15 protein-coding genes and 3 pseudogenes are annotated in these 12,863 nt (G+C 61.2%); 12 read left to right on the top strand and 6 right to left on the bottom strand.

All coding sequences use genetic code 11. The annotated features are described in order from the left end of the window. Nucleotides 1-23 precede the first annotated feature (23 nt). From GB927_RS24935 to GB927_RS24970, 8 genes are all read left to right on the top strand, one after another. Nucleotides 24-1,028, top strand: a complete 1,005-nt coding sequence (locus GB927_RS24935; protein WP_256119949.1) for an ABC transporter permease — start codon at nucleotides 24-26, stop codon at nucleotides 1,026-1,028. Further along, complete coding sequence (locus GB927_RS24940) at nucleotides 1,025-1,774, top strand: ATP-binding cassette domain-containing protein (protein WP_256119950.1); 750 nt, start codon at nucleotides 1,025-1,027, stop codon at nucleotides 1,772-1,774. The genes GB927_RS24935 and GB927_RS24940 overlap by 4 nt, the downstream gene beginning before the upstream one ends. 11 nt (nucleotides 1,775-1,785) lie before the next feature. After that, nucleotides 1,786-2,445, top strand: coding sequence for an orotidine 5'-phosphate decarboxylase / HUMPS family protein (locus tag GB927_RS24945; protein WP_256119951.1), 660 nt, complete (start codon nucleotides 1,786-1,788; stop codon nucleotides 2,443-2,445). Continuing rightward, the gene (locus GB927_RS24950; protein WP_256119952.1) at nucleotides 2,430-2,936 is read left to right on the top strand and encodes an SIS domain-containing protein; all 507 of its coding nucleotides are present in this window, start codon (nucleotides 2,430-2,432) and stop codon (nucleotides 2,934-2,936) included. The genes GB927_RS24945 and GB927_RS24950 overlap by 16 nt, the downstream gene beginning before the upstream one ends. Nucleotides 2,937-2,943: 7 nt before the next feature. Continuing rightward, on the top strand, nucleotides 2,944-3,825 hold the full coding sequence (locus GB927_RS24955) for a PfkB family carbohydrate kinase (RefSeq protein ID WP_256119953.1): 882 nt from the start codon (nucleotides 2,944-2,946) through the stop codon (nucleotides 3,823-3,825). Nucleotides 3,826-3,914: 89 nt separating this feature from the next. Next, a complete protein-coding gene (locus GB927_RS24960; protein ID WP_256119954.1) occupies nucleotides 3,915-4,976 on the top strand; it encodes a LacI family DNA-binding transcriptional regulator in 1,062 nt (353 codons plus the stop codon). Between the two features lie 385 nt (nucleotides 4,977-5,361). Then, entirely contained in the window at nucleotides 5,362-6,327 is a 966-nt protein-coding gene (locus GB927_RS24965) for a YihY/virulence factor BrkB family protein (RefSeq protein ID WP_256119955.1), read from the top strand. Nucleotides 6,328-6,397: 70 nt separating this feature from the next. Beyond that, the gene (locus GB927_RS24970) at nucleotides 6,398-6,595 is read left to right on the top strand and encodes a hypothetical protein (RefSeq protein WP_256119956.1); all 198 of its coding nucleotides are present in this window, start codon (nucleotides 6,398-6,400) and stop codon (nucleotides 6,593-6,595) included. A 28-nt stretch (nucleotides 6,596-6,623) separates the two neighbouring features. Here GB927_RS24970 and GB927_RS24975 read toward each other — a convergent pair whose 3' ends face one another. Next, nucleotides 6,624-6,752 carry a hypothetical protein gene (locus GB927_RS24975; RefSeq protein WP_256119957.1) on the bottom strand — a complete coding sequence of 43 codons (129 nt, stop codon included), beginning with the start codon at nucleotides 6,750-6,752 and terminating at the stop codon, nucleotides 6,624-6,626. Between the two features lie 148 nt (nucleotides 6,753-6,900). Between GB927_RS24975 and GB927_RS24980 the strand changes: the two genes are divergently transcribed. Both GB927_RS24980 and GB927_RS24985 read left to right on the top strand, forming a co-directional pair. Beyond that, entirely contained in the window at nucleotides 6,901-7,152 is a 252-nt protein-coding gene (locus GB927_RS24980; protein ID WP_256119958.1) for a hypothetical protein, read from the top strand. Nucleotides 7,153-7,182: 30 nt separating this feature from the next. Then, nucleotides 7,183-7,389, top strand: coding sequence for a hypothetical protein (locus tag GB927_RS24985; protein ID WP_256119959.1), 207 nt, complete (start codon nucleotides 7,183-7,185; stop codon nucleotides 7,387-7,389). Between the two features lie 23 nt (nucleotides 7,390-7,412). Here GB927_RS24985 and GB927_RS24990 read toward each other — a convergent pair whose 3' ends face one another. Together GB927_RS24990 and GB927_RS24995 are read right to left on the bottom strand one after the other, a co-directional pair. Then, nucleotides 7,413-7,913, bottom strand: coding sequence for a hypothetical protein (locus GB927_RS24990; RefSeq protein ID WP_256119960.1), 501 nt, complete (start codon nucleotides 7,911-7,913; stop codon nucleotides 7,413-7,415). Nucleotides 7,914-8,215: 302 nt separating this feature from the next. Then, nucleotides 8,216-8,356: pseudogene (locus GB927_RS24995) on the bottom strand (cold-shock protein); the annotation flags it as partial. Nucleotides 8,357-8,536: 180 nt separating this feature from the next. Between GB927_RS24995 and GB927_RS25000 the strand changes: the two are divergent. Together GB927_RS25000 and GB927_RS25005 are read left to right on the top strand one after the other, a co-directional pair. Then, the gene (locus GB927_RS25000; RefSeq protein ID WP_256119961.1) at nucleotides 8,537-8,833 is read left to right on the top strand and encodes a hypothetical protein; all 297 of its coding nucleotides are present in this window, start codon (nucleotides 8,537-8,539) and stop codon (nucleotides 8,831-8,833) included. Between the two features lie 83 nt (nucleotides 8,834-8,916). Continuing rightward, nucleotides 8,917-9,090 (top strand): annotated as a pseudogene (locus GB927_RS25005) (DNA polymerase ligase N-terminal domain-containing protein); the annotation flags it as partial. 150 nt (nucleotides 9,091-9,240) lie between these two features. Here GB927_RS25005 and GB927_RS25010 read toward each other — a convergent pair. The 3 genes and pseudogenes from GB927_RS25010 to GB927_RS25020 form a co-directional block, all read right to left on the bottom strand. Then, nucleotides 9,241-10,078 (bottom strand): annotated as a pseudogene (locus GB927_RS25010) (IS5 family transposase). Between the two features lie 58 nt (nucleotides 10,079-10,136). Continuing rightward, nucleotides 10,137-11,705 (bottom strand): aldehyde dehydrogenase (NADP(+)), encoded by a 1,569-nt coding sequence (locus GB927_RS25015; RefSeq protein ID WP_256119962.1) that lies wholly within the window; start codon nucleotides 11,703-11,705, stop codon nucleotides 10,137-10,139. Nucleotides 11,706-11,801: 96 nt separating this feature from the next. After that, entirely contained in the window at nucleotides 11,802-12,710 is a 909-nt protein-coding gene (locus GB927_RS25020) for a dihydrodipicolinate synthase family protein (RefSeq protein WP_256119963.1), read from the bottom strand. Nucleotides 12,711-12,863 lie beyond the last annotated feature (153 nt).

The following is a 12,863-nucleotide window of genomic DNA, read 5'->3' on the forward strand; positions in this document are numbered from 1 at the left end:
GTCCTCCCAGCAAGCAAAAGAAGATGTCACGCGATATGGAAGCGCAAGCCCGGCCGCATTGGCTGAAAACAGTGATGGTGAGGCAGGATGTCATCCTGCTTCTCCTCTTCTGCATCATGATCGCCGCATTCTCGGCGGCAAATCCCCGGTTCTTCTCGATCCGGGCGATGGCCAATGTGTTGCAGGACTTTTCCCCCGTGGTGTTGATGGCGATCGGCCAGACCTTCGTCATCGCCTCGCGTGGCATCGACCTGTCCGTCGGCTCGGTCCTCGGTCTTGCCGGCGTTTCCATGGCACTGGTCATCCGCGCCGCCAATGAAGGCGGCGTCGATCCGTGGCTGGCGATCACGCTCGGCATGGCGGTGGCGATCGGTGTCGGCGTCGTCGTCGGCTTCATCAATGGCCTGCTGATCACCTATTGCCGGCTCGTTCCCTTCGTCGCCACGCTCGCAACGATGGGCGCGGCAGCCGGCATGAGCCTGGTTTTGACCGGCGGCACGCAGATCGCCGGCGCGCCAAAGGAGGTGATCCTGCTCGGCAACGCCACCTATCTCGGCGCGCTGACGGTGCCGGTCATCGCGGTCTTCGTGATCATCATACTGTCCTGGGCCTTCCTGTCGCGGGCGCGTTTCGGCCGCTGGACCTACGCGATCGGCTCCAACCCCTTTGCCGCGCGCGGTGCCGGCATTTCCGTGGATCGACATCTGATCAAGATCTACCTGATCTCCGGTATCCTTGCAGCACTTGCCGGTGCCTTCGTCTATTTCCGCCTCGGCTCGGGATCGCCCTTGTCGGGTCGCGGCGGGGAGCTCAATGCCATCGCTGCGACCGTGATCGGCGGCGTCAGCCTGCAAGGCGGCACGGGCAAGCTCTCGGGCGTCGTGGTCGGCGCGCTGATCACCACAGCGGTTTTGAGCGGCCTCATCCTGATCGGCGTCCAGCCCAACTGGCAGCAGATCGTCGTCGCCGCGCTGATTGCGCTCGCCGTCGGCGTGCAGGGGCTCGGTGCGAGGGGAGGCCGTCGATGACAGCGCTTTATGAAGTGCGCGGCGTGGGAAAACGCTATGGCGGCGTGGTTGCGCTCGACCACGTGGATTTCGCGTTGAATGCCGGCGAAGTCGTCGGCCTTGTCGGCGACAACGGGGCGGGCAAGTCGACGCTGGTCAAGGTGCTTTCGGGCGCCCATGAGCCGGACAGCGGCGAGATCTATCTCGACGGAGAGCGCCGCAGCTGGAAATCGCCGCACGACGCGCTCGAAGCCGGCATCGAGACGCTCTACCAGGATTCCGGCATCGCGCCGGACCTGACGGTTGCCGCCAACGTCTTTCTCGGGCGCGAGATCCTTCGCAAGGACCTGCTTGGAAGGTTCGGGTTTCTCGACGAGGCGGCGATGCGCAAGCAGGCGCATGCCGAGCTGGAGCGTGTCGGCATCGCGGTGCCGGCGACGAGCCGGCCGGTATCGCGCCTTTCCGGCGGGCAGCGCCAGGCGGTGGCGATCGGCCGGGCGGTCGCCTGGGCCAACAAGGTGATCATCCTCGACGAACCGACCAACCATCTCGGCGCCCGCCAGGCCGGCGAGGTGCTGGAAGTCATCCGACAAGCCAAAGCCAAGGGGTTCGGCGTCATCTTCATCTCACACACGCTGCCGCATGTGTTGGATGTCACCGACCGCATCACCGTGCTGCGCCTCGGCCGTGTGGTCGCTGATGCGCCCTCTTCCAGTTTCACGCCTGACAGCCTTTTGAAGGCGATTACCGGCCTTTCGCAAGCCTAGAGGACATTTTCATGCTGCTTCAAGTCGCGCTCGACAAGCCCGAGCATTTCGGAATCCTGCCCGCCCTCAGAGGCGTGGCTGATATCATCGAGGTGGGTACGCCGGTTCTCAAACGCTTCGGCGTGGCCGCGATCACCACGGTGCGCGAACTGTGCCCGGACGTGCCCGTGCTTGCCGACACCAAGACCGTCGATGGCGGCGCCTTCGAGGCCAACATGGTCTTCAGCGCCGGCGCGTCCTTCATGACGGTGCTGTCTTGCGCCTCGCAAGCCACTTTCGAGGCCGTTGGCGCCGTTGCCACCACTTTCGGCGCAAATGTCATCATCGATACGATTACCGAGTCCGGCAAGCCTGTTCTGCTGCGCCCCGATATCTGCCTACCGGAAAGTTTCGCCTATGTTGCCGTGCATTCGCCGACCGACGCACGGCTCGCGGGCGATACCTCGACCAGCCATATCGAAGCCGTCGCGGCCATGCACGCGCGTGGCTTCCGCGTGTCGCTTGCCGGCGGAATCGGCCCGGCGACGCTTGACGCCGTCATTGCGGTCAAACCCGAAATTCTGGTGGTCGGCAGTGCGATCACCGAATCTGACAATCCAGGAAAGGTAGCATCATGGATCAAGGAACGTCTGCCCGAGCCGGAGCTTGGCTGGCCGTGGGACAGGAAATAACCGAACTGCTGGAGCGCATCGATCCGGCCGCCTTCGCGGCGGTCGTGGAGGCCTTTGGAGATCCCAGCCGGCGATGGTTCTTTTCCGGCCAGGGCCGTTCGGGGCTCGCCGCCCAGATGTCCGCCATGCGCTTCATGCATCTCGGCCGAAACGTGCATTTCGTCGGCGAGGTGACGGGGCCGTCCATCCGCAAGGGCGACGGGCTGCTCATCATCTCTGGGTCCGGCGAGACGCCCGTCAGCCTGAGCTACGCAAAGATCGCAAAGGCCGAGGGTGCCACGGTGGTGACCCTGACGCACAAGCCGAAGGGCTCGCTTTCGCAGATCGCCGACGTCGTCCTGCCGGTGCCGGTCGTGGAGACCGCGCAGTTCGGTGGCAGCCTGTTCGAGCAGACGAGCCTGCTGCTGCTGGATGCCGTGGTGCTGGAAATGGCGCGCGCGCTGCCGGATGCCCATGCCACAATGTCTTACAGGCACACCAATCTCCAGTGAGCGCCGGATGCATTCCATCGTCACGATAGGTGACTGTATCATCGACGAAATCCGCTTCGAGACCGAGGACCCGCGTCGCTTCGCCGGCGGCGCGGGCCTCAATCTCGCGGCCGGCGTCGCAAAGCTGGGCTTACCCTCGACCCTCGTCACGCGTGTGGGGCAGGACCGGGACGGTTACTATCTCCGGCGCTACGCCCGCGATCGGGCTGTGCGCATCATCAATACGCCCAGCGTCGATCCGACCGGCGTTGTGACCTCGACCCGGAAGAATGGCGAGCCGAGCTATGCTTTCGGCCCCGCAATGTTCCGGCGCCGCATCCTGTTCGACGTGGCGGTGAGCGACGCGCTCGCCGACGCCAGCGTCGTCGCCGTCAACTCGTTTCCGTTCGACAATGCCGTACAGGCGGCCGCACTTGCTGCGGCATTCCAAAGTACGCCCCGCATCCGCATCGTCGATCCCAATCCGCGCCCGCGCCTGATCCCGGACATTGCACGCTATCGGCAGGGCTTCGAGGCGCTGCTGCCGACGGCGTCTCTGGTCAAGCTCAGCGATGAGGACTTGCAGGTGCTCTACGATGCGGACTGGCAGAAGGTTGCCTCGCATCTCTTCGAGCTTGGCGCCGAGACGCTGCTCTTTTCACATGGCGCACAGGGTGCTCGGGTGGTCGAGCGATCGGGCCTTGCCGTCCATGTGCCGGTGGTCGAGTTGCCAAGCCCGATCGTCGACACGATGGGGGCAGGCGATGCGACGCTCGCCAGTGTCATCGCATCGCTGGCCCGAAACGGCCGGCCGCAATCCGCGTCGAAGTGGCAGGCCTGCCTTTCTGAGGCCATGGTTGTGGCGGCGGCGACCTGCCGGCAGGCCGGAGCCGAGCTTGTTCTGCCCTAATCGTTTGGTCGGCGATTGTGTCGATATTCCACGCGCAGACGCACTTATGTTGTGCTATCGCAGCCGCAAGCGGCAAGAGGGGGACAGGCATGGCGCAAGCGCCGATCGACAAGGCGGCAAGGCTGATCGACGTTGCCGAACGGGCCAATGTCTCGCGCGCCACCGCTGCGCGCGTGCTCGGTGGGTACGGGCTGGTGACGGAGGTGACGCGTCAGCGCGTCATGGCAGCAGCCAACGAACTAAATTACCGCGTCAACGAATTGGCGCGCTCCATGCGCTCCGGGCGTACGTTGACGATCGGCGTCGTCGTCGCCGATATCGCCAACTCCTTCTTCAACAGCGCGATCCGAGCCATCATTGAAACGGCGTCGCGGGCGGGTTACCAGATCCTCGTTTTGAACACGGATGACGATATCGAGCGCGAGCGCAATGCCGTGCGGGTACTGATTGAGAAGCGAGTGGATGGCCTAATCGTCGTGCCTTCTTCACCGGATGAAATCGACCATCTGCTGGTCGAAAGCGAGCCGGAAGTGCCGGTTGTGCTGCTCGACCGCGACGTCAATTCCAGCAAGATCGATTTTGTGACGACGGACGACTTTGAAGCCGCACATACTGCAATCCTGCAATTTGCCAGCGTTGGCCATAACCGGATCGGGCTGCTTGTCGCGACCGCGAATGTAGAGACTCACAGCAGCACCATGCCAGCGCAGGTCGTGACAACAGTACGCAACCGCGTCTGTGGTGCAGAGATGGCGCTTACCGAATGCGGACTTGAGATTCGGTCGGAGTGGATCCGCTACAGCCAAAGCAATATGGACATTGCGCGTGAGGCGGCGATCAACATTCTCAGCCAAGAGACGAGGCCAACGGCCATTCTGGCAACGAACGAGGAAATGGCGCTTGCCGTGGTATCGGCGGCTGGCGACCTCGGCCTTACCATCGGTGTGGATCTCTCGATCATAGGGTTCGACGATGTTCCCTGGGCGCGTGTTTTCAACCCACCGCTCTCTGTAATACGTCGGCCAGTCGCACAACTGGGTGCGATGGCGGTGGAATTCCTTTTGAAGAAGATTGAAGATCCCACCGTTCGCCGCTCTCAAAAACTACCGGCGGAACTTGTAGCGCGCCGATCAGTCGGGCCACCTCCGTAAGCACGCGAATTGGTGGTCTCGCCACAGGCGGCCGAGAATGCGCGCTTCGGAACTCCGATCCGCGCGAAACATCAGGTCCCTTTTTATTGAGAACATGTCGCGGTAAAGCATCGACGCGCGCTGGATTGTAGAGACATTCCAGGCGCTCGCGCATCAAAAGCGCCACGTTTTACGAATGTGGCGCTGCAAAATCGAGCAGGAGCGCCTCCGCTCTAAGCGATAGTAGCCCAGTCGACGGCACGGGCGCCACCGCCCTTGCCGTCGGCCTCGCCCCCGGCGCATGGCATTCCCTCGATTTGTCGCTGACGACGAGTTCGAACACCCGAAACTCCTTTGGCTTCCGTGCGTTACTGGACTGTTAGAATGACGGACGGAACGGGCAGGCATGAAAGCAGATTCTGGAGCGACCGATCCGAAAGGGCGCAACGCGGACGCACCTGGCGAAATCCCCGCGCTGGGACTTCGCGATGTGGCATGGCGGCTCTATGACAGCCTCGCCTCTGACCGGATCCTGTTGATCTCAGCCGGCGTGACTTTCTATCTGCTTCTGTCGATCTTTCCCGCCATCAGCGTGTTCGTATCGCTCTATGGGCTGGTCGCCGATCCCGCATCTGTCATCGACCGCTTGTCCTTCTTCGGGTCGGCTATGCCGGAACAGGCATTTGAACTGATCCTTGGGCAATTGCGGAGCCTGACCTCTGCGCCGCCGGCGAGCCTTTCCCTGACATTGCTCGGCAGTCTCGCGATTGCACTTTGGTCCGCCAACGCCGGGCTGAAGGCGCTGTTCGAGGCGATGAACGTCGCCTATGGTGAGAACGAGAAACGCGGCTTGATCCGGCTGAACCTCACCTCCCTTTTCTTCACATTCGCCAGTCTTGCTCTAGTCGTGTTAATCATCACGCTTGCTGGCGTCGTTCCGGCGATCCTGAACTACCTCTGGCTCGGTAGATGGACAGAACTGATCATCCGCCTGGCGCGTTGGCCGCTGCTGCTGGCGTTGATCGGCGCCGCGATCACAGCGCTCTATCGACTTGGACCAAGCCGGGAACCCGCAAAGCTGCGTTGGCTGAGTTGGGGCGCGGTCTTCTCGACTTTCGCTTGGCTTGCTGCCGCCCTCGCCATCACTTTCTATCTCGGGCACATCGCCGACTACAACGCAACCTACGGTGCTCTAGGCGCCTCGATCGGCTTCATGGTCTGGGTATGGGTATCCGTTATCATCGTCATCCTCGGCGCTGAACTCAACGCCGAACTAGAACACCAGACGGCACGCGACAGCACCACCGGTCCGCCGCAGGAGATGGGTCGCCGCGGGGCGTACATGGCCGACACGATCGGCGAGGAGGCCTGATCAGTTATGAAAGACCAGGACCTTACAATCCGCGCTACCTGTACGGATCTCGTGTATGGATTGAAACAGCATGAGCAAAATCCTTAGGGGGACGATGTTCGTTCCCGGAGGCTTCGGATATCCCAATAGACGACAGTTCCGCGTCCGCCTGATCGATCCGCGCGACGTCGCGCCGATGGTGGTCTTCCTCGCCTCCGACGAAGCGCGCATGGCGTCTTGCGGCACCTACTCGATAGCCGCCGGGTACAGCGCCAACATCCTGAGCTGACGAGCGTGCAGGTGCAGTTTTTGTAACTCTAGAACGGCGAGGCCGTCAGCAGCACCGCGACGGGCACGCTGATCACCGACGCGGTTAGCGCTATCATCGATACCGACTTGATCAATTGCGCCCGCCGCGCACGGCCCGCATCCCATTCATACGCCATACTCGTGTCCTCCGGGCGAGCAATGAAGCATTCGCGCCGTCAGGAGTCCAGCCCGCTCTTGCGGCTCCACAGGAGGGGAAAATCGCTATAATCAGGTCCGGCGTTGCCAGCGACGAAACCTACCGGCAGAAGCGGCGTTGTCTGGTCTATGGCAACTCATTCCAAGGTGACGATGGTGAACCAAGGCACGACAACGACAGACGGTGAGCTGCACAGCATCATCGATGAGAAGTTGACCGCTTTCATGCGCGAGATGCAGGAGGCTGGCTGGGGCGCCGAGGACGTCGCCTTCGCGATTGACGTCGTCTTGAGGGAAAGGTGGATCGATCGGGCCCTGGCGCATCGGGCCGCCCGCGAAGAGCTCCCGAAAGACTTTGTCTCCGATGGAAATGAAGGCTGATCCATCTCGGCGCATTCGAAAGGAATGATCATGGCGACAAGGTTTCAGGTTATCGCGCTGAGCTCGGTGGACCCCTTCGGAGAGGACCGGCGTGACGAGCCGACACTGCTCTACCCCGACGCGTTGAAAACCGCGCAAGCGTTGAAGGCTCAGGGAAAGGCGTTTCGCGTCTTTACAGATGGAGTTTCGACCGACGACCAGTGGCGCGCGTTCCGCGAGCTCGGCGGCGTGGAATAGCTGACGTTCCATCGCTTGCGGTATCAGCCATGCCCGTACCAGGTATATGTTCCATCGTCCTGGAAGGGCGTGCGCGCATGTCTGCGCTGGAACCGGCTCTCCGCGATCGACGACGCCTTGGCCAGGAGATCGCGCAGCCGACGGGTGTCTTCGTCGACCTGGCGAAGGGCGTCCTCCAGCACGTTCGCTGCCGTTGTGCGCATTGGACCGACGTTCGTCGCACAGGCCGGCGTCACGGAGATGCGCGTTCCGACGCGGTCCTGGAACTGGGCGAGGACATGACCGGCGGACGACAGCGCCTCTCGCACGTCGCCGCGTGCCTCCGTGGCGATCACGAGCCTGAAAGCGCTGATGAGAGAAGACTTACTTGCCGGCAGGCAACGCGCGTCGAGAATGTCCTTTCCCGGCCGCTCCAGCCGCAGAAAGTTCAGAAAGGTTTGGACGAGGTCGTGCGCCTTGGCGAGGATTTCGGTGTCCGACCATTTGGTCTCGGGATCGGATGGGTTTCCATATGCTCTGGCCACGCACTGTTCTCCGGTTTCGAACAGGTAATGTCGATGGACAGCAAAAGGTTTCGAGCAGCATGTCGATGCAGATCCGGTCGATCTGGATCGGGCATCCGACTTGTTTGGCTCAAAATGAGCGTTAGCTCTCTCGGAGTGACAACGCGGCGCCAGCAGGCGCAGCGCATTTGGGGTGACAGGTGAAAAGCATCGAGGACTTCGTCGTCTTGCCCGGGGACGTGCACACCCTTTCCGAGGGAGAGAAGCTCCGCCTGCTCGGCCGCGCCTATGTTGCAATACGGGAAGGCTGGCGGGTGCTGAGAGCTGACCTTCGTCCCGTCGCGAAGCGGGCCACATGACGGCACGGCCGAAACGTGGACGAAGACATCCGTTCCGCCGTTGTCCGGCGTGATGAAGCCAAAGCCCTTGTCCTGGGTGAAAAACTTGACCGTGCCGGTTGGCATGTAAGCCGTCATAGACGGAACGGCGGGAGCGCCGCGCCGACCATATTCGTTGCCGATCTTGATCGCAACCACGCTGCTGATGCGTGCACGGAACAACGATGGCGCAGGTGTGTTTTCATGTCGGCGCCGGCAAACCATTCTCGGGTGCCGTGAGCATCGACGTCGCGGGAGACAAACGCAATGACCGATATACGAGCGAAGGGCTTCGACAGCCCGGCCCAGCTGCGCGAACATCTCGCCGAGCTGGAGGAGGAGAGCCCTGTCGAGGATTCGGGCGTTGCAGACGAGAAACCTATCTCGGCAGAGCAGCAGATTGCAGCCCTTTGGCAGGAATTGGCCGATCTGCGCGCTCGGGTGGCCTTAATTCGAAAGCAGACCGACGGGATGGGTGCGCGGCCTTCGCGAGGTGACGTACACCCATGGCTCAGGGTTCTGGCCACGGCCACCACGACCTATCTCCTCGGCCGGCTCGTGTAGCGTCTCCGTCTCGGCGCGCCCGGCGCGGCAGCCGTGCCGATGATCTCCTCGCAGATCGATCGCAGGATCTGGTGAGGCGCGTCATGGCTGACAAGCTCTCGACCTAAAAGAAGAAGCGGGATTTCAAGCAGGCGCAGGAGCCGAGTGGCTCGACGACCGTCAAATCCTCGAACCGCCTGCGTTTTATCATCCAGAAGTACGACGCCACACGCCTGCATTACGATCTCCGCCTTGAACTGGACGGCGTGTTCAAATCTGTCGATCCTAATCTGCATCTCAACGCAATCAAGGTAAAGACGTGGGATTTCAGGTTGAGGAAAGAAACGTCGCTGGTTCGTATCCGTCCAAGAGCCTTTCGCCCTTCGATAATCAACGTCGAGTGGTTGTCAGCGGATCCGGGTACTTTGCTAGCGCTCGTGGACAAAGGGTATCCTAACTGCTGCGATGGTGACGAAGCCAAGGTAGGATTTCTTGGTCTTGCCATAGAGGGTAGCAACGCGCCGCAAGTTCTTGAGCTTGTTGAAGAGCCGTTCGATCTGGTTGCGCCATTTGTACTTGGCTTTGTCGTGCGGGATCGGCTCGCGCCTGTTGCTTTTTGATGGGATGACAGCCTCGACCCTGGCACTGGCGATTTCGTCGCGAATGGCTTCGGCGTCGTAACCCTTGTCGGCGAGGAAAGCCTCGATCCGATCGGAGATCATGCGGAACAAGGGCGCAAAGCCTTGGGTATCATGCGTTTGCCCGGGTGTCAGGACGAAGCCGAGCGGTCGACCTTTCGCATCGCAGCGGGCATGGATTTTAGTGGTGAAGCCGCCGCGCGATCGACCAAGCGCCTCGGTCTCCTGAGTCCGCTTTTATGCCGCCCGCACAATGATGCGCCCGGACAATTGTGCTGTCGGTCATGTCGGCGCTTCGATCCCGCCCGACCAGTTCAGCCAGAGTTTCGAGCATTGCTTCGAACGCACCGGTCTCGACCCAGCGTCGATATCGGCGGAAGACACTGTACCACTTGCCGTATTCATCAGGCAGGTGTCGCCATTGTGCACCCGTGCGCGCCATCCACATCATGCCTTCGAAATAGCGCCTATTGTCCTGAGCAGGGCGGCATCCGCGTCCTTGCTCGAGGGGAAGAAGCGGGCCGATCACCGCCCGCTCCTCGTCCGTCAAACCGATCCGTTCACCCAAGTCTACCTCCAAATGAAAGCCTTGAATCAAAAACCGATCCCACAGTAAGCCTTTGTCCACGAGCGCTAGTAAACAAGCAGCGTCATTATAGTGCTTGCTGGAGCTCTCCGGGCTCTGACTACAACTCGGAATCTCTACCGCACTGTGAATCGCATGAATTTTCTTCTGTGAGCTCAGCTGCTAGAAGCTTCGACGAAAAAGATTGATATGACACCGGCCGAAGGAAGCGTGCTATCGCCAGGCTTCCGACGGAGGTCGCCCGGGAATCCGAGGTTGCAGGAAAGGGGCCGCCGTGAACCATGGCATGGCAAACCTCGACGCCGGTTCCAAACCCGTTGAGGATCAGGCGGCCTGCTTTCCGCTCGAACAGCGGGATGAAGCGGCGGGCTTCCTCATAGTCGCCTTCGTCCGCATGCATCGAGATCGTAAGCTGGCCTTCGAGCGCGGAAACGACCGCCCGCAATTCTCCAACAGTTGCGCACCGCACCACAAGCGTGGCCGCGCCGAAGACCTCTTCGTGTAGTTCCTTATGGGCGAGGAAGTTTGCGGCATCCGTCTCAAAGGCAGCTGCCTGGCCCTGAAAATTGTTGCCCGGAGCACCCTTGGCGATCATTTTGACAAAAGGGTTCGCTTCCAGCGCCTCGATGCCGTCGCGATAGCTCTTGCAAATCCCGGGCGTCAGCATTGTTGCAGCTTGCGACTGCTTCAGCGTGTCCGCCAGAGATGCCGTGAACGCGGCATAGCCGCTGTCCTCCAATACGATGACGAGGCCTGGATTGGTGCAAAACTGGCCTGCGCCCAGCGTCAAGGCGGCCACCAGGTCCCGGCCGATCTCGCCCCCTCGCGCCGCGAGCGCTTTTGGGAAGACAACAACGGGGTTGATGGAGCTCATTTCTGCGTAGACTGGAATGGGCTCTGGTCTCGAGGCCGCGATTTGCATGAATGCGGTTCCCGCCCCTCGCGAGCCGGTGAAGCCCACGGCCTTGATGCGATGATCCGCGACCAGCGCCTGCGAAATCTGCCGGCCGGAATCGAATAGCAGCGAGAAGACGCCTTCCGGCAAGCCGCAGTCTCGAACGGCGTTCTGGACGGCGCGGCCGACCAGTTCGGATGTGCCGGGGTGGGCGGAGTGGGCTTTTACAATGACCGGGCAACCTGCGGCCAGCGCGGAGGCCGTATCGCCTCCCGCGACCGAAAAGGCCAAGGGAAAGTTCGAGGCACCGAACACAGCCACCGGACCGAGCCCGATATGCCGAAGACGGATATCGGGACGGGGCGCCGGCGTGCGTTCGGGAAGCGCCTTGTCGATGCGGATGTCGAGGTATCCGCCGTCGCGGAGCACAGAAGCAAAAAGCCTCAATTGACCGACCGTTCTGCCGCGTTCGCCTTCCACTCTCGCCCGCGGCAGGCCGCTTTCTGCCATGCAGCGTTCTATCAGCTCGTCGCCGATGGCAAGAATGTTATCCGCGATCCGTTCCAGGAAGCGGGCGCGGTCATCCGGGGTCGTCTCCCGGTAGGCGTCGAAAGACGATGCCGCCAATGCGCAGGCATCCTCCAGATCCCCGAGTTCGGCGCCACCAAAACCTGGCTGGAGCCGCTCGCCGGAGGTGGCTTCGACGCCCCAGAGTTGGCTATTTCCGCCGCGACGGTTCTCAAGCCCGATCAGAAGCTCACCGGTGATGGTCATGTAGTCTCCAGATGTTCGGCAATGTCGCGCAGGATAAATCCACGCGTAAACCCTCGCCCGGCATATGGCGGGCGAGGGGCGTCTGCTCGGATGAAATCAAGCGGCCTTCTTGGCGCGCCCCGCGAGAACGGCGATTGCATGTTTCACGGTCGAGACAACGAAATCACGCTCAGCGCCGACGAGCGGCAGCCGGGGAGCGCGGGTCCATTCCGGAGCGCCGTAGACGAGGTTCTCGGCGAGCTTGATGTACTGGACAAGCTTGACATGCGTATCGAGATGGAACGACGGCGTCAGGATCCTGTAAAGGGCGCGCGCTTCGGCATAACGGTCTTCAGCGCAAAGGTTGAAGAGTTCGACACATTCGGCGGGCCAGACATTCGTCATGCCGGAAACCCAGCCCGTTACGCCAAGCGCCGAGCTTTCGACGATCAGGTCGTCGACACCACAGAAGATGCTGAACCGGTCGCCGAAAGCCACATACATGTCGGTAACACGGCGGATGTCGCCGGTCTCTTCCTTGATGCACACGATCTCCGGCACATCGACCAGATCCTTGAGAACCTCGACGGTGCAGTCGACGCCGTAGGCGATCGGGTTGTTGTAGATCATGATCGGCAGCGACGAGGCGCTGGCGATGCCCTTGTACCATTCGACGGTTTCACGGTTGTCCGTCTTGTAGCCAAGGCTCGGGAATACCATCAGGCCCTGCGCTCCGAAGGATTCGTAGAGCTTCGCGTTCTTCTTCGCATTTTCCAGCGTGATTTCGGCGAGGCCTGAAAGGACGGGAACACGACCTTTCACCACATCGACGGCGGCCCGAATGACGGCTTCGCGTTCTTCCATGCTCATCGATGCATTTTCACCGAGCATCGGGAGAACGATAACGCCCGAAACGCCTGATTTCACGAGGCGGTCGATGCTCGCCTTGGTCTGTTCGATATCGACCTTGCCGTCCTGGGTCAGCTTTGTCGTCACTGCCGGAAAAACGCCTGTCCACTTCGCCATAGTCTAACCATCCTGTCCTGTTGGTCTTGAAAGAAAGATTGGATCCAATCTACAATCAAACAATCATGCTGTCCACTCCGCCCTTGAAACTTTTTTGGTCCGTCAGATTTCAGGTTGACCGTGTCAATAATTGGATCCAATCTACATTATACC

The organism is Shinella lacus (assembly GCF_010994755.1).
In the GTDB taxonomy this organism is placed as follows: domain Bacteria; phylum Pseudomonadota; class Alphaproteobacteria; order Rhizobiales; family Rhizobiaceae; genus Shinella; species Shinella lacus.